The sequence below is a fragment of the Marinobacter bohaiensis genome (assembly GCF_003258515.1).
Taxonomy (GTDB): domain Bacteria; phylum Pseudomonadota; class Gammaproteobacteria; order Pseudomonadales; family Oleiphilaceae; genus Marinobacter_A; species Marinobacter_A bohaiensis.
This window is the reverse complement of sequence record NZ_QGEH01000001.1, coordinates 90,485-109,955: the sequence shown is the minus strand read 5'-3', so window position 1 is coordinate 109,955 and position 19,471 is coordinate 90,485. Positions and strand designations below refer to the sequence as shown.

The 19,471-nt window shown below is 64.7% G+C and carries 15 protein-coding genes; 8 read left to right on the top strand and 7 right to left on the bottom strand.

The annotated features are described in order from the left end of the window. Positions 1 to 7 precede the first annotated feature (7 nt). From DKK67_RS00480 to DKK67_RS00455, 6 genes are all read right to left on the bottom strand, one after another. Positions 8 to 1,114: a zinc-binding dehydrogenase gene (locus DKK67_RS00480; RefSeq protein WP_111493332.1), complete on the bottom strand. Its 1,107-nt coding sequence runs from the start codon at positions 1,112 to 1,114 to the stop codon at positions 8 to 10. 98 nt (positions 1,115 to 1,212) lie between these two features. Then, positions 1,213 to 3,015 carry an acyl-CoA dehydrogenase gene (locus DKK67_RS00475; RefSeq protein WP_111493330.1) on the bottom strand — a complete coding sequence of 601 codons (1,803 nt, stop codon included), beginning with the start codon at positions 3,013 to 3,015 and terminating at the stop codon, positions 1,213 to 1,215. A gap of 179 nt (positions 3,016 to 3,194) precedes the next feature. After that, positions 3,195 to 4,379 carry an acetyl-CoA C-acyltransferase gene (locus DKK67_RS00470; protein ID WP_111493328.1) on the bottom strand — a complete coding sequence of 395 codons (1,185 nt, stop codon included), beginning with the start codon at positions 4,377 to 4,379 and terminating at the stop codon, positions 3,195 to 3,197. Positions 4,380 to 4,540: 161 nt separating this feature from the next. Next, on the bottom strand, positions 4,541 to 6,634 hold the full coding sequence (locus DKK67_RS00465) for a 3-hydroxyacyl-CoA dehydrogenase NAD-binding domain-containing protein (protein ID WP_111493326.1): 2,094 nt from the start codon (positions 6,632 to 6,634) through the stop codon (positions 4,541 to 4,543). A 318-nt stretch (positions 6,635 to 6,952) separates the two neighbouring features. After that, a complete protein-coding gene (locus DKK67_RS00460; protein WP_111493324.1) occupies positions 6,953 to 7,777 on the bottom strand; it encodes an IclR family transcriptional regulator in 825 nt (274 codons plus the stop codon). Between the two features lie 326 nt (positions 7,778 to 8,103). Beyond that, the gene (locus tag DKK67_RS00455) at positions 8,104 to 9,444 is read right to left on the bottom strand and encodes a hypothetical protein (protein WP_111493322.1); all 1,341 of its coding nucleotides are present in this window, start codon (positions 9,442 to 9,444) and stop codon (positions 8,104 to 8,106) included. Positions 9,445 to 9,630: 186 nt separating this feature from the next. Here DKK67_RS00455 and DKK67_RS00450 point away from each other — a divergent pair, with 186 nt between their 5' ends. From DKK67_RS00450 to modC, 5 genes are all read left to right on the top strand, one after another. Further along, on the top strand, positions 9,631 to 10,836 hold the full coding sequence (locus tag DKK67_RS00450) for a 3-oxoadipyl-CoA thiolase (protein WP_111493320.1): 1,206 nt from the start codon (positions 9,631 to 9,633) through the stop codon (positions 10,834 to 10,836). Between the two features lie 70 nt (positions 10,837 to 10,906). Beyond that, positions 10,907 to 11,278 carry a winged helix-turn-helix domain-containing protein gene (locus DKK67_RS00445; protein WP_111493318.1) on the top strand — a complete coding sequence of 124 codons (372 nt, stop codon included), beginning with the start codon at positions 10,907 to 10,909 and terminating at the stop codon, positions 11,276 to 11,278. A 74-nt stretch (positions 11,279 to 11,352) separates the two neighbouring features. After that, positions 11,353 to 12,126 (top strand): molybdate ABC transporter substrate-binding protein, encoded by a 774-nt coding sequence (modA, locus tag DKK67_RS00440; RefSeq protein WP_111493316.1) that lies wholly within the window; start codon positions 11,353 to 11,355, stop codon positions 12,124 to 12,126. 5 nt (positions 12,127 to 12,131) lie between these two features. After that, positions 12,132 to 12,827 (top strand): molybdate ABC transporter permease subunit, encoded by a 696-nt coding sequence (modB, locus tag DKK67_RS00435; protein ID WP_111493314.1) that lies wholly within the window; start codon positions 12,132 to 12,134, stop codon positions 12,825 to 12,827. Next, positions 12,820 to 13,929 carry a molybdenum ABC transporter ATP-binding protein gene (gene modC / locus DKK67_RS00430; protein WP_204355693.1) on the top strand — a complete coding sequence of 370 codons (1,110 nt, stop codon included), beginning with the start codon at positions 12,820 to 12,822 and terminating at the stop codon, positions 13,927 to 13,929. The genes modB and modC overlap by 8 nt, the downstream gene beginning before the upstream one ends. 274 nt (positions 13,930 to 14,203) lie before the next feature. Here modC and DKK67_RS00425 read toward each other — a convergent pair whose 3' ends face one another. Beyond that, complete coding sequence (locus DKK67_RS00425; RefSeq protein ID WP_228160477.1) at positions 14,204 to 15,514, bottom strand: DcaP family trimeric outer membrane transporter; 1,311 nt, start codon at positions 15,512 to 15,514, stop codon at positions 14,204 to 14,206. A gap of 507 nt (positions 15,515 to 16,021) precedes the next feature. On the opposite strand from DKK67_RS00425, the gene DKK67_RS00420 reads away from it, so the two are divergent. The 3 genes from DKK67_RS00420 to DKK67_RS00410 all read left to right on the top strand — a co-directional run bounded on the left by DKK67_RS00420 (position 16,022) and on the right by DKK67_RS00410 (position 19,459). Then, positions 16,022 to 17,218 carry an acyl-CoA dehydrogenase family protein gene (locus DKK67_RS00420; protein ID WP_111493312.1) on the top strand — a complete coding sequence of 399 codons (1,197 nt, stop codon included), beginning with the start codon at positions 16,022 to 16,024 and terminating at the stop codon, positions 17,216 to 17,218. A 10-nt stretch (positions 17,219 to 17,228) separates the two neighbouring features. Beyond that, a complete protein-coding gene (locus DKK67_RS00415) occupies positions 17,229 to 18,371 on the top strand; it encodes an acyl-CoA dehydrogenase family protein (RefSeq protein ID WP_111493310.1) in 1,143 nt (380 codons plus the stop codon). A gap of 326 nt (positions 18,372 to 18,697) precedes the next feature. After that, positions 18,698 to 19,459, top strand: a complete 762-nt coding sequence (locus tag DKK67_RS00410) for a class II aldolase/adducin family protein (RefSeq protein ID WP_111493308.1) — start codon at positions 18,698 to 18,700, stop codon at positions 19,457 to 19,459. Positions 19,460 to 19,471 lie beyond the last annotated feature (12 nt).

Genomic DNA, 19,471 nt, shown 5'->3' with positions numbered 1-19,471 from the left:
TCGCTCCTCAGTCGAACACGATCACGCCGCGTGCGTTCTTGCCAGCCACCATATCATCGAACGCCTGGGGCGCCTGGTCGATGGAATAGGTCTGGGTGATCAGTTCGTCCAGCTTGAGTTTGCCGGCCTTGTACAGGCCCAGGATGCGGGGGAAATCGTGCTGCGGCCGGGCCGAACCCAGCCAGCTGCCCTTGAGCGTGCGCTCGTCCGCCGGCAGCGACAGCGTCCCGATTTCGGTCTTGTCCTTGGGATCGGCGACGCCGACGACCACCGCGGTGCCGCCGCGCCCCAGGCATTTATAGGCCTGGGCGGCCACCGCACCGGCGCCGACGCACTCGAAGGCGTAGTCCACGCCCCCGGTCAGTTTCTTCACCGCCTTGGCGGCGTCGTCCACCTCGTTGATGTTCACCGTGTGGGTGGCGCCGAATTCTTTGGCCATTTCCAGTTTGCGGTCGTTGGTGTCCACCGCCACGATCATCTCCGCACCGGCGGTGGCGCAGCCCTGAATGGTGTTGAGGCCGACGCCGCCGATACCGAACACCGCGGCCCGCGAGCCCGGCTCCAGTTGCGCGGTGTTGAACACGGCGCCCACTCCGGTCATCACCGCGCAGCTCACCAGCGCGGCGTTCTGCAGGGGCACGCCCTGCTCGACCTTGACCGCGTTATCCACATGCAGGGTGGCGTACTCCGCCATTACGCCGCAGGCGCCGAACACGTTGAGGTCGTTGCCGTCGGCATCGGTGGTGCGCACGCTGCCGTCCGGCAGGGTGAACATGGCCTTGCGCGCGTTCTCGCACAGCACCGGACGACCGCGCACGCACTGGCGGCACTTGCCACACATGGAGATGAAGGAGCTGACCACGTGGTCACCTTCCTGGAAGCTCGTTACACCCTCCCCCACGTCAACCACCACACCGGCGGCTTCGTGCCCCAGCACCAGGGGCGGCGGATACTGGATCTTGCCCGTGGTCGCGGACAGGTCGCTGTGGCAGACGCCACAGGCCGCGACCTTGATGGTGATTTCGTTGCGCTTGGGCGGCGCAACCTGGATGGTTTCCACGGTAATGGGCTGCCCCCACTCCCGGCACACCACGGCTTTGGCTTCACGCGTCATTCGTCCGTTCTCCCTTTGTTTTTGGTTGTGCGAGTCCTGGTTGTGCGAACCTTTGTTGAATGCCAGCGCTGCTGACCGTCAGTGCGCAGCGCGCCGAATCAGAATTCGGCGTCGTTCATGTCCAGGGCGGTCGTATCCACTTCCGCCAGCAGGCCGGCCAGGGCCGCCACTTTCGGCAATTCGTAGCGGGCAAAGTAGTCGCAGGCGCGCAGCTTGCCCCGGTAGAAGACTTCCGGCTGCGGACCGCCGTTCTCGATGCCACCAAGCGCCGCCTGGGCCTGGCGCAGCCAGAGCCAGCCAACAACCACATGGCCGAAGGCCTCCAGGTACAGCGACGCGTTGGCCAGGGCACGTTCGGTGGCACCGTCAGCGCGCACGACGTTGATGGCATCCGTCGCCTGCACCAGCTGCGCGACCGCCGCTTCCAGCCGTGTGGCATTGTCCGCCAGCGCGGGCACTTCCCGCGCCTCGGTGATCGTACGTTCGACCCGTTTGAGCAGCGCACGGTAGTGCTGCCCATCGGCCTGCATCACCTTGCGCCCCAGCAGATCCATGCCCTGGATGCCGTGGGTGCCTTCGTGAATCGGGTTCAGGCGGTTATCGCGGAAAAACTGCTCCACCGGGTATTCCCGGGTGTAGCCATAGCCGCCGTGGACCTGGATCGCCAGACTGTTGGCCTCCAGGCAATACTGGGACGGCCAGGACTTGATCAGTGGTGTCAGCAGATCGAGCAGGCCGGCGGCCTCCGCCCGCGCGCCGTCCCCGGCGGCAAACTTCTTCTCGTCCACCAGCCGCGCGCCTTCCAGGCACAGGGCCAGACCGCCTTCCACATAGGCCTTCTGGGTCAGCAGCATGCGGCGGATGTCCGCGTGACGGGTCAGTGCCACCTGGCCGGTGTTCGGGTCCTTCTCGCCCATGGGGCGCCCCTGTTTGCGGTCACGGGCGTAGTCCAGGGCGTGCAGGTAGCCAGTGTAGCCCAGCATCACGGCACCCAGACCCACACCAATGCGCGCCTCGTTCATCATGTGGAACATGGCGGCCAGACCCTTGTGCGGCTCGCCCACCAGATAACCCACGGCACCGTCTTTCTCACCGAAGTTGAGCATGGTGGAGGTGGTCCCGCGATAGCCCATCTTGTGGATCAGTCCCGCCAGCGCCACGTCGTTGCGCTCACCCAGGCTGCCGTCGTCGTTGACCAGGATCTTGGGCACCAGGAACAGGGAGATGCCCTTCACCCCGGCCGGCGCATCCGGCAGCCGGCCCAGCACCATGTGCACGATGTTGTCGCTCAGCTCGTGGTCGCCGGCGGAGATAAAGATCTTGTTGCCCCTGAGGCGATAGCTGCCGTCACCGGCCGGCTCCGCGCGGGTCTTCAGGTCACCCAGCGACGAACCGGCGTGGGGTTCGGTCAGGCACATGGTGCCGAAGAAGCGGCCCGCCAGCATGGGTCGGGCGTAGCGCTCCTTCTGCTCCTCGCTGCCGTGGGCCAGGATCAGGTTGGCGGCGGCGATGGTCAGGCCGGCGTAGCCCTGGGTGCCCACATTGGCGCCCTTGAGCAGGCCGACGCACATCTGCGCCACCGCCGCCGGCAGTTGCATGCCGCCCAGCTCGTAGTCCTGGCCGGCGGCCATCAGTCCGGTCTCGCGCAACACATCCAGCGCCTGCTTCACTTCCGGGCGCATCTCGACCCGCCCGTTCTCAAAGGTCGGTTCTTCCTCATCGACCAGCCGCGCGTGGGGTGCGAATTCCTCGGCGGCCACCTTCAGCGCCAGATCCAGCGCCGCTTCCAGGGTATCGCGGCTGTGGTCGGCGTAGCGCTCGTACTGGAGCACGTCTTCCGTCTGGTGCAGTTCGAACAGCTGGAAGGCGAGATCGTGGGGGTTGATGATGTGCTGGTGCATGGCGTTGACCTGTTGTTTTTGTGGTGATGCTGCGGGTTTGGAGTTGTCTGCTCCCCCTCTCCCCCAGCCCCTCTCCCTCAAGGGGCGAGGGGAGCTCATGGCGCCAACTCGAGGTTCACGCTCCCTCTCCCCTGGAGGGAGAGGGTTGGGGAGAGGGGGCGGCGGCTAGCACCGAGGTCTTAAACCACCTCAAACAACCCGGCCGCCCCCTGACCGCCGCCGATGCACATGGTGACCACCACGTACTTGGCGCCGCGGCGCTTGCCTTCGATCAGCGCATGGCCGGTCAGGCGGGAGCCGGTGACACCGTAGGGGTGCCCGATGGAGATGGAGCCGCCGTTGACGTTCAGCTTCTCCATGGGAATACCCAGCCGATCGCGGCAGTAGACCACCTGCGAGGCAAACGCCTCGTTCAGCTCCCACAGGTCGATGTCGTCCATGGTCAGGCCGGTGCGTTCAAGCAGACGTGGAATGGCGTAGACCGGGCCAATGCCCATTTCGTCCGGCTCGCAGCCGGCGACCGCAAAGCCACGGAAGATACCCATCGGCTCGATGTTGTGCTTCTCGGCGTAGGTGCCGTCCATGACCAGACAGGCGGAGGCGCCGTCGGACAACTGGCTGGCGTTGCCGGCGGTGACGAACTGATCGTCGCCTCGCACCGGGTTCAGGCCCGCCAGGCCTTCCAGCGTGGTATTCGGACGGTTGCACTCGTCTTTGGTGAGCGTGACCTGCTTTTCGCTGACTTCACCGGTTTCCTTGTCCTTCACCAGCATGGTGGCGTCGTAAGGCACGATCTCGTCGTCAAAGTAGCCGGCTTCCTGCGCCGCGGCGGTGCGCTGCTGGCTGACCAGGGCGTACTCGTCCTGGGCCTCGCGGCTGATACCGTAACGCTTGGCGACGATGTCGGCCGTTTCGATCATCGACAGGTAGAGTTCCGGCTTGTTCTGCATCAGCCATTCATTGCTGGCGCGGAACTGGTTGATCTTGTCGTTCTGCACCAGGCTGATGGATTCGACGCCGCCGGCAACCATGGCCGGCACCTTTTCCGACAGCACCCGCTGGGAAGCCAGCGCGATGGACTGCAGGCCGGAGCTGCAGAAGCGGTTGATGGACAGGCCGGCGGTGGTCACCGGCAGACCGGCGCGCACGGCGGCCAGACGGGCCATGTTCTTGCCCTGGGCCCCTTCGTGGAAGGTGGCGCCGAGGATCACGTCCTCGACCAGATCCGATTCGATACCGGCACGTTGCACGGCGTGCCGGATCACGTGACCGGCCAGGTCGACGCTGTGAGTGTTGTTCAGGGCGCCCCGGTAGGATTTACCCAGACCGGTGCGGGCGGTGGAAACGATGACGGCATCTGACATGAGAGCCTCCTGGGAAGCGTGTTGTGGTTGTTATCTCGACGCTGTTCGCGCAAGCAAACAGCGTGGCTTAGGGCGAAACGCACGGCCGGCCGGAGAACCCGACGGCCGCCCCGCAGGACGACCGCCGCACAAGGAACCGCGCGTTTCGTGATCGGCGCGGATCAGAGGCTGGCGAAGGTCTTGCCTTCGTTCGCCAGGCGCTCCAGCAGCGGTGCCGGCTCCCACTGGGCACCGCCTAAGGTGTCGTGGAAACGTTTGACCGTGTCGAAGATCTCCTTCACGCCCACCTGGTCGGCCCAGAACATGGGACCGCCGCGGTAGGCGGGGAAGCCATAGCCGTAGATCCAGACGATATCCACATCCAGGGCGCGGGCGGCGATGCCTTCGTCCAGGATCTTGGCGCCTTCGTTGATCATCACGTACATGCAGCGCTCAAGGATTTCCTGATCGCTGATCTCGCGTGGCTCGATGCCCTGCTCCTTACGGAACTCGGCGATCAGCTTGTCCACTTCGGGATCGGGAATCGGCTTGCGGCTGCCTTCTTCATAGAGGTAAGTGCCGGCCTGGGTCTTTTGACCCAGACGGCCCTGCTCGGCGAGCTTGTCCATCCAGCTGGGCGGAATGTCCTCACCCGCCTTGCGGCGCTCCTCGCGAATGCGGTAGCCCACGTCGATGCCCGCCAGGTCGGACATGGCGAACTGCCCCATGGGGAAGCCAAGGTCGGTCAGGACCTTATCCACCTGCTGCGGGGAAGCGCCCTCGTTGACCAGCTTGGTGGCTTCTGCGCCGCGCTGGTGCAGCATGCGGTTGCCGACGAAGCCGTAGCAGTTGCCCACCAGCACGCCGACTTTCTTGATGCGCTTGGCCACCGCCATCACGGTCGCCTTGACGTCGTCGGCGGTCTGGCTGCCGCACACGTTTTCCAGCAGCTTCATGACGTTGGCCGGACTGAAGAAGTGCATGCCCACCACGTCCTGCGGGCGCGTGGTGGCGGAGGCAATCTCGTCGATGTCCAGGGTGGAGGTATTGGAAGCCAGAATGGCGCCCGGCTTACAGACCTTGTCGAGCGTGCCGAAAATGTCCTTCTTCACGCCCATGTTCTCGAACACCGCCTCGATCACCAGGTCCACGTCGGCAAAGTCGTCATAGGCCAGGGTCGGCTGGATCAGCGCCATGCGCTCTTCCACCTGCTCCTGGGTGATGCGGCCCTTCTTCGCGGTGTTCTCGTAGTTGCGGCGGATGATGGCCAGGCCTTTATCCAGCGCTTCCTGCTTCACTTCCAGCAGGCGCACCGGGATGCCGACGTTGGCGAAGTTCATGGCGATGCCGCCGCCCATGGTGCCGGCGCCGATGATGCCCACGCTGTTCACGTCGCGCACCGGGGTATCCTTGGGCAGCCCCGGCACCTTGGAGACTTCACGCTCGGCAAAGAAGGCGTGAACCAGACCGGCGCGCTGCGGCGATTCCATGCATTCCATGAACAGCTCGCGCTCGCGCTTCATGCCCTCGGCGAACGGCAGCTGGAACGCGGCTTCCACGGCGTCCACACATTTGAACGGGGAAAACAGGCCGCGCGCTTTCTTCTGCAGACCGGCACGGTACTGGTCGAAGATGTCGCTGCCCTTTTCGGCATCGACCTTCTCGGTCAACTCACGGACCCGGCGCACCGGCTTGCCGTCGTCGATGACCTTTTGAGCGAACGCCAGGCCCACGGCCTTCGCGTCGCTACCGGATTCCACCGCATCGACAATGCCGTTGGCCAGCGCGTCGGCGGCGGAGGCGAAGTTGCCGGTGGTGATCATGTCCAGGGACACCTGCGCCCCGGCCACGCGCGGCAGACGCTGCGTACCGCCGGCGCCGGGCAGCAGACCCAGCTTCACTTCCGGCAGGCCCACCTTGGCGCTGTCCAGGGCCACGCGATAGTGACAACCCAGTGCCATTTCCAGACCGCCACCCAGGGCGGTGCCGTGGATGGCGGCGACAACCGGCTTGTCGCTGTTCTCAAAGGCGTCCACCACCGACGGCAGCCCCGGCTCCTGCATCGGCTTGCCGAACTCGCGGATATCCGCACCGGCGATGAAGGTGCGACCTTCGCAGACCAGCAGCAGCGCCTTCGCCTCGGCGTCCGCCTGGCCCTGTTCCAGGGCGCCCAGCAGACCGGAGCGTACGGCATGACCGAGGGCGTTGACCGGCGGATAGTTCACGGTGATGACGCCGACGGCGCCTTCGCGTTGATAGGTGACGACCTCTGACATAGCGTTCTCCTTATACTTGTCTAAACGCTTTTATATGGAATGCAGTTTTATTAAGCGAAATCTAAAAACGTTTTAAACCATTTTGGGCGTCTGTTTCAACCGCAAATTGAGACACAGCGTCGAATGACGGATCAGGAAAACCGGTTTGGAGAAGCGTAGACGAGGCGTCGGCAGAATCGGTGTCGCGGAAACGCCCGCTTCCGAGCCGTCCGCAGGCCGGCCCGGGGCTTGACCGGGCCACAATTCGAGGAATTGTCAGACACAAAAAAACCGCAGGCCGGAACCTGCGGTTTTCGTTGGCTCGACGACGAAGCGGATTTAGACGCCAAGCGCCTCGATGTCACTGGCCAGCATCGCCAGCTGGTGGGCGATGGACTCGCGCAGTTTCTCGCCGGAGATCAGGTAGGACGGCGCGGCGCAGGTCAGAACCATGGTGGTTCCGTCTTCCAGGTGCACCGGCACGCCGGCAGAATTGATGTTGCGGTCCCACTCGCCCAGGGACAGACAGAAACCGGACGTGCGGTATTCTTCCATGGCCCGCTCCAGGCCTTCCTTCTTCTCCGGCCACTGGTCGCCGTATTTCTTGGCCATGCCGTCCATCAGGATCTTGCGGCCGCTCTCGCTGATCGCAGCGCAGTAGGCGCGACCGGCGGAGGTGGTCGCCATGGGCAGGCGCAGGCCGATTTCCATGCGCAGCAGCGTGGCTTCCGGCGGCATGCGGTTTTCCACATAGATCATGTGCAGGCGGTCGTGGCAGGTCAGGCCCACGGACATGTTGGTGCGGCGGGCGAACTCGTCCATGTAGGGCTTGGCCAGCTGACGCACCTTGAGGTTGGAGACGTAGGCGTAACCCAGCGCCAGAACGCCGGAGCTGAGCTGGTACTTCTCCAGCACCGGGTTGTAGCTCAGGTAACCCAGCTTGGTCAGGGTGTAGGTCATCCGGGATACGGTCGGCTTGGGCAGGCTGGTGATGCGGGCAATGTCCTGGTTGCCGAGAATCACCGAGCCCTGGCTGAAGGCGCGCAGCACGTCCAGGCCACGGGACAGCGCCTCGACGAACTTGCGGTCTTTTTCCGGTGCTTCGGTTTTCCCTTCCCCGCTGGCCAGGGCCAGATCGGATTCGATTTTCTGTTTTGCTGTCATAGATTGCCTAGTGTTTCCCACAGCCGATGCCCTGACGTTCGGCGGTGTGGTCGCTTCCACTGACCAACCGCTCTGCAGACGTTGAACGCCGCGTCGCTACGGTGACCCACTTGCTCCATTCGCTGAAATTTTCTTCATTTTACGGTGACTCGGCACCGAGTACCACCGAGATCAATCAAAATATGTGCCAAACTTGAAACAGACTTTCTTTTTGTCTCATGGCTATTTCGCCAACGCCCGGAATACCCTTGACCGCACCTTAGTTCATGGCTCTATATTTTAACATGCGAAATATGTAGTAAATTGAAAAAGCCGCCCACGGCGGCCTAACGCAGCCACTGACAGCCCCACAGCAGCGCCAGCATCAGCGGTATCGAAACCAGCGCGAACAGGCCGTTCCAGCCGAAAGCCACCACCCACCGGGACAGCTTGCCGAACCGCGACAGCAGCATCACCGAAGGCCCGAACGGCGACAGCATCATCGCCAGGGAGAACCCGACCACCAGGGACACCGCCACCAGCAGCGGGTCAAGTCCGGTCAACACCAGCTGCGACAAGAGTCCGGACAGGAAGCTCAGCACCGTGATCGGCGCAATGCCGACCGACGCGCACAGCGGCAGGATCAGGACACCGGCGGCCACCAGCATGACATCGCTGGCACGACCCTCCAGCCACTGGGACAGCAGCTCCGGCGGCACCTGGGCCGACAGGGCCACGCCGAGTCCCGCCGACGCCGCGAAGATCGCAATCTCGTTATAGAGCCCGGCGATGCTGCCACTCCATTCCGTTGCGGCCCGGGACACGGCGCCATCGCTGCGCCAGAGATAGACGAAGGTCACCGCCGGGACCGACAACATCGCCGCCCGGGACACATTCAGCGGCGTCAGCCAGACCAGCGCTGCCATCAACCCGAACACCACCGCAACCAGCGCCAGCAGGCGCCCGGTGCCCGCCGGCCAGCCGTCCAGGGTTGTGCGCTCGGCGCTGACCCGACGGAAACGCCGGAATTCGAGCGCCCAGCCCACCAGCAGGAACAGCACCGCGGCCGCCGCACTGTAGGGCAGCATCTGACTCCAGCTCAGGGACGGTACTTCCCGCGTGATGATGGCCACGGCCACGCTGGTGGGGGCCACCAGGGGCACCAGCGCAAAGCCGCGCAAGGTGCTGCTCAACACGCTGCGCAGCCAGCGCAAACGGGACTCGCCGCTGATGCCGCGTTGATCGAGGGTGTCGGAGAGCGCCCCGCAGAGCAGGTTCATGACACCGAAATTGAGCACCGACGCCACCCCACAGCTGGTGGCCACGTACTTGGGGTAGAGCCACAGCGAGCGCCCCCGCAGCAGGACATCGTGAACCCGCCGCAGCACCTCGAACCGCTTTACCAGACACTGCATCGTGCCCAGGCTGCCCAGAAACGCGCCGTAGAAGGCCGCCGCCGAGGCCGCATCGGCCAACTGCGCCGCCGTCAGGCGCCCCGCCAGCACCAGGCCCGCCAGCGTCAGCACGGACACGGACATCAAATAGCGGGCATAGCCTTCCAGCTGTGGCAGCCGGACCAGGAAATACACCAGGAACGCGCCGCCGGACACCAGACTGAGCGGGCGCCACCCGCTGAGCAACGACAGGAGTTCGCAGACCACCGCGAACGGGAGGGCCAGACGGGTCATGACGCCTCGTTAGGGGCCGCTGGCACTGGTTGCATTTGCACAATCCCCCGATTAATCTTGTTTTAATTATTCAAAACTAAATTCCGCTTAACGAAACTATAGCAACATTTCCAACAACACAAGTCTCACTTCGGCTGCCCAAACCGGCCGCTGCGACGTGAGACCCACAAGAATCCGGGAGATGCCATGTCCGCCTACATTTACGATGGTCTGAGAACCCCCTTCGGCCGCCACGCCGGCGCCCTCGCCCGGGTCCGCCCCGACGACCTGCTGGCCAGCGTCATCCAGGCCGTGGTCGAACGGAACGATTTCGACAAGGCGCTGTATGAAGACGTCATCGCCGGCTGCACCAACCAGGCCGGCGAGGACGCCCGCAACCTGGCCCGCCACGCAGGCCTGATGGCCGGTCTGCCGGTCGAGGCCGGCGGCCTGACCGTCAATCGCCTGTGCGGCTCCGGACTGGCGGCCATCATCGACGCCGCGCGGGCCGTGCGCTGCGGTGAGGGTGAGCTGTTTGTCGCCGGCGGCGCGGAGAGCATGAGCCGGGCACCGTTCGTGATGGCCAAGAGCGAGTCCCCGTTCAGCCGGGATTTCCGCGCCTTCGACAGCACCATCGGCGCGCGCTTCCCCAACCCGCGCGTGGAAAGCGCGTTCGGCAACGACACCATGCCGCAGACGGCGGACAACATCGCCCGCGAGCTGGAGCTGTCCCGGGACGCGGTGGACCGCTTCGCCGCCCAGAGCCAGGCGCGCTATGACGCGGCCCTCAAGGACGGATTCTACGACGAGGAGATCCTGCCCATCGAGGTGCCCCAGGGCCGCAAGAAGCCGCCGGTTGCGGTGGCCCGGGACGAGCATCCGCGCCCCCAGTCCGACCTGGAAGCCCTGGCCGGGCTGCGCACCCTGTTCGACGGCGGTGTGGTGACCGCCGGCAACGCTTCCGGTGTCAACGACGGCGCGGCGGCGCTGATCGTCGGGTCGCGGGAGGCCGGCGAGAAAGCCGGCGTGCAGCCCCGGGCGCGCATCGTCTCCGCGGCCATCGCCGGCGTGTCACCGCGCGTCATGGGATACGGGCCGGTACCTGCCAGCGAGAAGGCCCTGGCCCGCGCTGGACTGGGTATCGCCGACATGGACGTGATCGAGATCAACGAGGCCTTCGCCGCCCAGGTGCTGGGCTGCACCACCAGACTGGGCATCAATCCCACCGACTCGCGCCTCAACCCCAATGGCGGCGCCATCGCCGTGGGTCATCCGCTGGGGGCATCCGGCGCGCGCATTGCCCTCACCGCCACGCGCCAGCTGGAGCGCAGCGGCGGCCGCTACGCCCTGATCAGTATGTGCATTGGCGTCGGCCAGGGGATCGCCGCCGTGATCGAGCGCGTAACGGACTGATCGGGGGCCGCCGACTGTCGCTCCCGCCAACATCGTGGTAGAACCGGTCTTTTCAGCAGAGAAGACCGGCATGACCCGCACCCTCCATAAACAGCCCCGCTTCCAGCTTCGTCTCGTGTCCGGCAAGGATGTGGTCATCGGCCCGGGCAAGGCGGACCTGCTGGAGGCGGTGGGCCGCACCGGATCGATAGCCTCGGCCACCCGCGAGATGAAGCTGAGCTACAAGAAAGCCTGGCAACTGATCCACACCATGAACCAGCATTTCCGGGAACCGGTGATCACGACCGCCACCGGCGGCAGCCGGCATGGCGGCGCCGAGCTGACCGATCTCGGCCGGCAGGTGCTGGCGCAATTTCGCGCCCTGGAAGCCCGCATGGCCCCGGAAGCCACCCCCGAAGCCCAGGCCCTGATGACCCTGCTGGCAGACGACCCGGATCAATAGGCACCGGTTGGCGCCCTGTCGATCAGCCGCTATAGTGATTCCGTTATTTCCATTTATACATAACGGTAGCCATCATGCTCTTTCGTGCTCTTCTCCTGTCACTGGCCGGCCTGCTGTTCGCCGGCTCCAGCACCGCAGCCCCCCGTATCAACGTCTATGCCGCCGCGTCCCTGACCGACGCCATGGACGCGGTGGCCGAGACCTACGAGGCGGACCATGATGCCGACGTCGTGCCGGTCTATGCCTCGTCGTCCACCCTGGCCCGCCAGGTCGCCAATGGCGCCCCGGCGGATCTGTACTTCTCCGCCAACGAAAAGTGGATGGACTGGCTCGCCGCCCAGGGCGTGACGCTCAACCAGCGCGCTGACCTGCTGCAGAACCGGCTGTCGCTGATCGCTCCGAAAGACAGTGCGACGCAGGACTTTACCCCGGGCACCGGCCAGCCCATCGCCAGCCTGCTGCGGCCCGACGAACGGATCGCCGTGGGCGACCCGGATCACGTGCCCGCCGGTATCTACGCCAAGCAGGCGCTGCAGAACCTGGGCGAGTGGGATGACCTGCAGGCCCGCCTGGCCCGGGGCGATAACGTGCGTGCGGCGCTGGCCCTGGTCGAGCGCGGCGAAACGCCGCTGGGCATCGTCTACCAGACCGACGCCAAAGCCAGTGACACGGTGCGCCAGTTGGGCCTGTTCCCAGAGTCCAGCCACAAGACCATCACCTACCCGGCGGCGCTGATCGGTCCGTCCCACAGCGACGCTGTGGATAACTTCCGCCGCTGGCTGGCCGGACCAGAGGCCATGACCATCTTCCAGCGCTTCGGCTTCTCGCCCCTGGCGGCCGAGCACTGATCACCATGCTGACGCCCGCCGAATGGGACGCCATCCGCATCAGCCTGCAGGTGGCCGGCAGCGCCCTGGCCTGGATCCTGGTCCCGGGGATTGCCCTCGCCTGGCTGATGGCGCGCCGCACCTTTCCGGGCAAGGCGCTGCTCGACGGGCTGTTGCACCTGCCGCTGGTGCTGCCGCCGGTGGTGGTGGGTTACCTGCTGCTGGTGGCCCTGGGCCGGCGCGGGTTCCTGGGGCAATGGCTGGACAGCACCTTCGGCATTCAGCTGCCGTTCACCTGGCAGGGCGCGGCCTTGGCCGCCGGCGTCATGGCATTTCCGCTGCTGGTGCGTTCGGTGCGGCTGTCGCTGGAAGCGGTGGACACCCAGCTCGAAGCCGCCGCCAGTACCCTCGGCGCCGGCCGCTGGCGCGTGCTGTTCACCATCACACTGCCGCTGACCCTGCCCGGGCTGCTTACCGGCTCCGTGCTGGCCTTCGCCCGCGCCCTGTCGGAGTTCGGCGCCACCATCACCTTCGCCGCCAACATTCCGGGCGAGACCCGTACCCTGCCGCTGGCGCTCTACACCCTGATCCAGACGCCGGGGGCCGAGAGCGCCGCGGCGCGGCTGTGCGTGCTGTCCATCGTCATTGCCATGGTGTCGCTGATCGCCTCGGAATGGCTGGCACGCCGGGCCCGTCGCCGCCTGAGAGGACGCGATGACTGACGCCCACCCGATGAAGGAAGCCGCACCGCTGGAATTACAGGTCGATCATCGCCAGGGGGACTTCCGGCTGCGCGCCGAGCTGACGCTGCCCGGTTCCGGCGTCACCGCCCTGTTCGGTGTCTCCGGCAGCGGCAAGACCAGCCTGCTGCGCCTGATCGCCGGTCTGGACAAGCCCGAGAGCGGCGCGATCCGCCTGGGCGACGACACCCTGGTGGATCGCGGCGCGGGCGTCTTTGTGCCCCCCCATCGCCGCCGGCTGGGCGTGGTGTTCCAGGAAGCCCGCCTGTTCCCCCACTACCGTGTGCGCGGCAACCTCACCTACGGCATGCCCCGGCCGGACGCCGCGCGTTTCGGCGACATTGTCGACCTGCTCGGCATCGCTCAACTGCTGGATCGCTTCCCCGCCACCCTGTCCGGCGGCGAAGCGCGTCGGGTGGCCATCGGCCGCGCCCTGCTCAGCAACCCGCGCCTGCTGCTGATGGACGAACCCCTGACCGGCCTGGATGGCGCCCGCAAGCAGGAGCTGCTGCACTTCATCCTGCGCCTGGCCCGGGACATCGACATTCCCATTGTCTACGTCAGTCACGATCCGGAAGAGCTGACCGCCATCGCCGATCACCTGGTGCTGATGGATGCCGGACGCGTGGTGGCGGACGGCCCGTTGGACGACCTGCTGATGCGCTTCGAGCTGACCCGCTATCTGGGTGGGTTCGACGCCGCGTCGGTGCTCGATGCCCGGGTAGATGCCCAGGACACCGCCTACGGCCTGACGCAGCTCGCACTCGACGACGGCCAGCTTCTCACCATCCCCGCGGTCGAGGCCGGGCTCGGCGAGCGCCTGCGCTTGCGCATCCCGGTGCGGGACGTGGCCCTGGCGCTGGCACCACAGACCGACTCGTCCTACCGCAACCAGCTGCAGGCGCGCATCACCGACACCGACACCCTGCCTGACAGCCCCGCCGCCATTGAAGTACGGCTGCAGGTGGGCGAGCAGGCGCTGCGAGCGAGGCTGACGCGGAAATCCTTCGAGGAGATGGCACTGGCCCCGGGGCAGACCGTGACGGCACTGGTGAAGACAGTGGCGTTTGCGTTACGGCGCTGAGCGCTGCGGAAGACCATCAATCGAGCAGACGCTTTGGCTTCCAAGCCGTCCTCCGGACGGCCGGATGCCCCGGAACGCGACTCAACACGCGGGGCGCCAACGGCGCCTCAGAAGCTTAAGCTTCTGCTACATTGCCCCGACGATCCCCACCGGCACCCACAAAAAAGCCCCGGAGCAAACGCGCCGGGGCAATGGGCAAAACGACGGAGTACCTGAGATAAATCAGAAGGCGGGCCGGTCGAGCCGGCCCCTTTCTCTATCCGCGGTCGGTTGATCAGAAGGACATCTTGGCCGACGCCATAACCTGCTCATACTGCTGGCTGCCGTCGGTGGCGATCTCGCCAAAGTCCCAGTAGGCGTATTCCACGCCCAGCTCCAGGTTCTTGTGGGCCTGCCAGATCAGGTTGACGTGGGCCGAGGTACTGGAATCGAAGTAACTCAGCGTACCGGACGGCGAGAACGCCAGGTCGTCGACAATCTCGGTGTGTGACCCCACGACGCTGGAGCGCCAGGTCGGCGTCCAGAAATGACGGTACGCCACGGTGGCGCCGTAGACGTTCAGCGCGTCCACTTCACCCGCCGCCTGGGCGCCCAGGTCCACGTCCGGGTAGGTGAACAGACCCATGTAGCGGCCCAGCGCACCGTAGCTGTACTGCATGCGCAGGTCGTCCTTGCCGAAGGTCGGGATGCGCGCGCTCAACGCCACGGCACCGGCCAGATCCTCGTCGTCCGCGTCATCGTCTTCCAGGTTACGCAGCAGGCCGGTAATGGAGTAGATACCGTACTTTGAGCGCAGCTGGTAGCGGGCGGTCAGGTCCGGATAGGACTGGTCGTCATAGGAGGTGGTGCCGAAGCCGTCTTCCGGGTTTTCCAGCGCCACACTGAACTTGCCGCCCGGCGCCGCCATGTTGTAACGGATCAGGGGCTGGGTGACATAGAGGAACGCCGCCATCTTGCCCTGGTTCAGGATTTCCGGCAGCGCCGCCAGGTCGGAGAAGGTGGTGTAGGTCTGACCGAATTCCCAGCCATTCCAGTTACCGTAGGCCTGACGCAGACGCGGGGCGTAGCTGTTGGACACCACCTCGTTGCCATCGGAGTCGTCGGCCTGGTTGAAGTCCATCTCCAGGTAGGTGCGCAGGGTGTGACCGGCCACATCGGCGGTCTGGGTACCGAAGCTGAAGCGCGACTCCCGGGCGGAGAAACCGGTTTTCCACTCGTTGCTGCCGGAGTTGGCCGCTGCGGCGAAGTTACGGGGCAGACCGACCGAGTAGGTGTTGACCGTGCCATCACCGCCGGACCCGAAGAACGCATCGGCCTTGATGAAGCCGCCGAAGGAAATGGTGGTATCACCGATCTTCAGACCATCGCCCTCGCGCAGGATATAGGGTTCGTCCTCACGCAGTTCGGGGGCGGACGACACAGCGCCCTGCAGAGTGTTTTCCAACTGCTCCACGCGCTGGCGCAGCTGTTCCATTTCTTCGTCCTGGGAATCCTGGGCGGCCGCCGTGGTGGCCATGGCCGCCAGCAGAGGGAAGGTTGCCAGGGTAACGGCACGGGTGAGGGGATGTGCTCGGAATGAGCCCATTTTTGTTGTCATTGCAAACCTCGTCTCTTGTTGTTGTATCGCTGGAAGTTGCAGACCGCCTTGCTCTGACGCCTTGAGACGCCGTTTGGGTCGGCGCGTCCTCCCGGGTGCTTGGTTGTTGTTTTTAGAGCGCCGGTTCGATCACTGCTCGTCCCTGAGTTTCGCTATGCGGTACTTTTTGTATTTTCAGTTCCGCTAAGCAATACCGGCTTCCGTGTTTTCGAATATAGACAAAGCACTTTCCATCCTCAACCTTTTAAAACCAAATTTTGCCCAGCAACGTGCTTTTTCTGTAAAAGATCATGATCTGGGCAATTGACAGGCCAAACCCCTTCATTCATCCTTACCTTAATTCTGCTATGCGGTATCTGTTTTCGCATTAATGCAAAACCGGTCTCGCAATGAATCTCGACGCCACGAGCTCAATGAGAGCCCTCAGCTCGATGAGGGGCTCAAAAGGGTTCAAAAAAGTCTCAACAACAAGAGAACGCACCGAGAGGTTGATCGATGAACATGAACTACACGGCCGATGAGCTGGCCTTCCGGGACGACGTCCGGACCTTCCTCGAGGAAAAACTGCCGGCGGACATCGCTGCCAAGGTGAAGCAGGGGCGCCGCATGAGCCGCGCCGACCACGAGCGCTGGCAACAGATCCTGGTCAAGCAGGGCTGGTACGCCACCCACTGGCCGGAAGAATACGGCGGTGTGAAATGGACGGCCGTGCAGAAACACATCTGGGACGAAGAGTCCTGCCGCTACGGCGCGCCCCGCTCGATCCCCTTCGGCGTGAACATGGTGGCGCCGGTGATCATCAAGTTCGGCAGTGAAGAACAGAAACAGCACTACCTGCCGCGCATCCTCAGCGGCGAGCACTGGTGGTGCCAGGGCTACTCCGAGCCCGGCTCCGGCTCCGATCTGGCGTCCCTGAAGACCCGCGCGGTGCGCGACGGCGATCACTACATCGTCAACGGCCAGAAGACCTGGACCACCCTGGGCCAGCACGCCAACATGATTTTCTGCCTGGTGCGCACCAACACCGAGGTGAAAGCCCAGGAAGGCATCTCCTTCCTGCTGATCGACATGGACACCCCGGGCGTGACCGTGCGCCCGATCATCACCCTGGACGGCGAGCACGAGGTCAACGAAGTCTTCTTCGACGACGTCAAAGTGCCTGTGTACAACCTCGTGGGTGAAGAAGACAAGGGCTGGACCTACGCCAAGTACCTGCTCACCTACGAACGTACCGGCCTGGCCGGCATCGGCGCTTCCAAGGCGGCACTGAGCCACCTCAAGGCCATCGCCGGCCGCCAGCAGAAGAACGGTCGCCCGCTGATCGAGGACCCGACCTTCGCGCAACGCATCGCCCAGGTGGAGATCGACCTGATGGCCGCCTCCATCAGCAACCTGCGCATCATCGCCTCGGTTGAAGGCGGCGGCGTGCCGGGTGCCGAGAGTTCCATGCTGAAAGTCCGCGGTACCGAGATCCGCCAGACCATCACCGACCTGTCCCGCCGTGCCCTGGGGCCCTACGCCCAGCCGTTCGTGGAAGAGGAGCTGGATCTGGCCTACGAGGGCGAGCACCTGTCCGACGAGGACGGCGCCGCGCTGTCACCGCAGTATTTCAACATGCGCAAGCTGTCGATCTTCGGCGGATCCAACGAGATCCAGAAGAACATTGTCACCAAGATGATTCTCGGACTGTAAGGAGGCACCCATGGACTTCAATCTGAATGAAGAGCAGCAGATGCTGCAGGACACCGTGGCGCGCCTGGTCCGCGGTGAGTACGAATTCGAAAAGCGCCTGAAATTCAGCGAAAGCGAACAGGGCTACAGCGAGGACTTCTGGAAACAGCTGGGTGAGCTGGGCCTGTGCGCCGTGCCCTTCCCGGAAGAGCTGGGTGGCTTCGGCGGCTCCGGCGTGGACGTACAGTCGGTGATGACCGAGCTGGGTCGCGGCCTGTGCCTGGAACCGTACATGCAGACGGTGGTGCTGGCCGGGGGCCTGATCAGTCAGGCGGGCAGCGACAACCAGAAGGAAGACTGGCTGAGCCGCATCGCCACCGGCGAACTGAAAATCGTCGTGGGCCTGGACGAACCCCAGAGCCACTACAACCTGAACGACGTCGAGACCCGCGCCGAGAAGTCCGGCGACGGCTATGTCCTGAACGGTCGCAAGGGCGTACTGATCGGCGGCCACGCGGCTGACCTGATCCTGGTTTCGGCCCGCACCGGCGGCGACAGCCGCGACGACAGCGGCGTGTCCCTGTTCGCCGTCGATCCCAACGCCGAGGGCGTGGAACGCCGGGTCTACCCGACCATGGACGGCGCCAAGGGCTGTGACGTGTTCCTGAACAACGTACAGGTGGGCGCCGATGCGCTGATCGGTGCCGAGGGCCAGGCCGGTCCCGTGATCCAGTACCAGGCCGGCCGTGCCGTGGCCGCGCTCTGCGCCGAAGCGGTGGGCGCGATGGAAGAGTCGATCAAGCTCACTCTTGAATACCTCAAGACGCGCAAACAGTTCGGCGTACCCATCGGCAAGTTCCAGGTGCTGCAGCATCGCATGGTCGATATGAGCTCGGAGCTGGAACAGGCCCGCTCCATGTCGATCCTGGCCGCCAGCGTGGCCAACGACGACGCCAGCGACGAGCGCGACCGCATCCTGGCCGCCGCCAAGAACGTGACCGGCCGCGCCGGTCAGTTCATCGCCGAACAGGCGATCCAGCTGCACGGCGGCATCGGCATGACCTGGGAATACAGCCTGGCCCACTACGCCAAGCGTCTGATCATGATCAATCACCAGTTCGGTGACGACGATCACCACCTGGAGCGTTACGCGGGCCTGCTGGAAGCCTCGTAAACGCCAAACCGTTCTCTGTGCGAGGAGCTGGGTCTCCGGTGCCTGTTCTGCCCGAAGGGCGCCAATCCCCTTGGAGACCCAATTTTACGGGGGCGGCTTTGCCGCCCCCTTTTTCGTCTCACGGCTTGCTCAAAGCGGCCTTGAATGTAGCCGAAACTCTGGTTTCGGAGCGCCCCTCAGGGCGTCACCATGAGACGGATAACCCGCCTCGTAACCAGAGACGAGGGAATCAATACGGTCCGGCCACCACTGGTGGCTCAGAAGCCAAAGCTTCTGCGACACCTTACGGAGCCGCCCACTCCCGCCCTCACGATAAAGGAGGCCTTATGCAATCCCCCCAACAACAAGAACAGGACAAGGCATTGCGCAAACAGGAATGGCAGGCCCGGTGCGACCTGGCCGCGGCCTATCGGCTGGTAGCGCTGTTCGGCTGGGACGACCTGGTGTTCACTCACCTGTCGGCACGGGTCCCCGGCCCCGAGCATCACTTTCTGATCAACCCTTACGGGCTACTGTTCCACGAAATCACCGCGTCGTCGCTGGTGAAGGTGGATCAGGAAGGTCAGGTGGTGGAGGCCGGCGGACTCGCACGCGTTAATCCGGCCGGATTCACCATACACAGCGCGATTCACATGGGGCGGGACGACGCCGGTGCCGTCATGCACCTGCACGCGGCGGACGGGGTGGCGGTATCCGCCCATCGCGACGGCCTGCTGCCGTTGAGCCAGACCGCCATGCTGTGCCTGGATCACGTGGCCTACCACGACTACGAGGGCGTGGCCCTGAACCTGGACGAGCGGGAGCGCCTGATCGCCGACATTGGCAACAAATCAATGCTGATCCTGCGCAATCACGGCATTCTGACCGCCGGTCACGACGTGCCCGAAACCTTCACCTACCTCTATTTCCTGATGAAGGCGTGCGAGATCCAGGTGAAGGCACAGGCGTGTGGGCCGACTTTCATGCCAACGGACGCAGCGATCGAAACCACGCGCGAGCAGTCCCAGTCGCTGGGCAAGGCGGCGAAGCTGACCTGGCCGGCGCTGCTGCGGCTGCTGGACAGCAAGAACCCGGGGTACGCCGTTTAAGGCGTCTCCGAG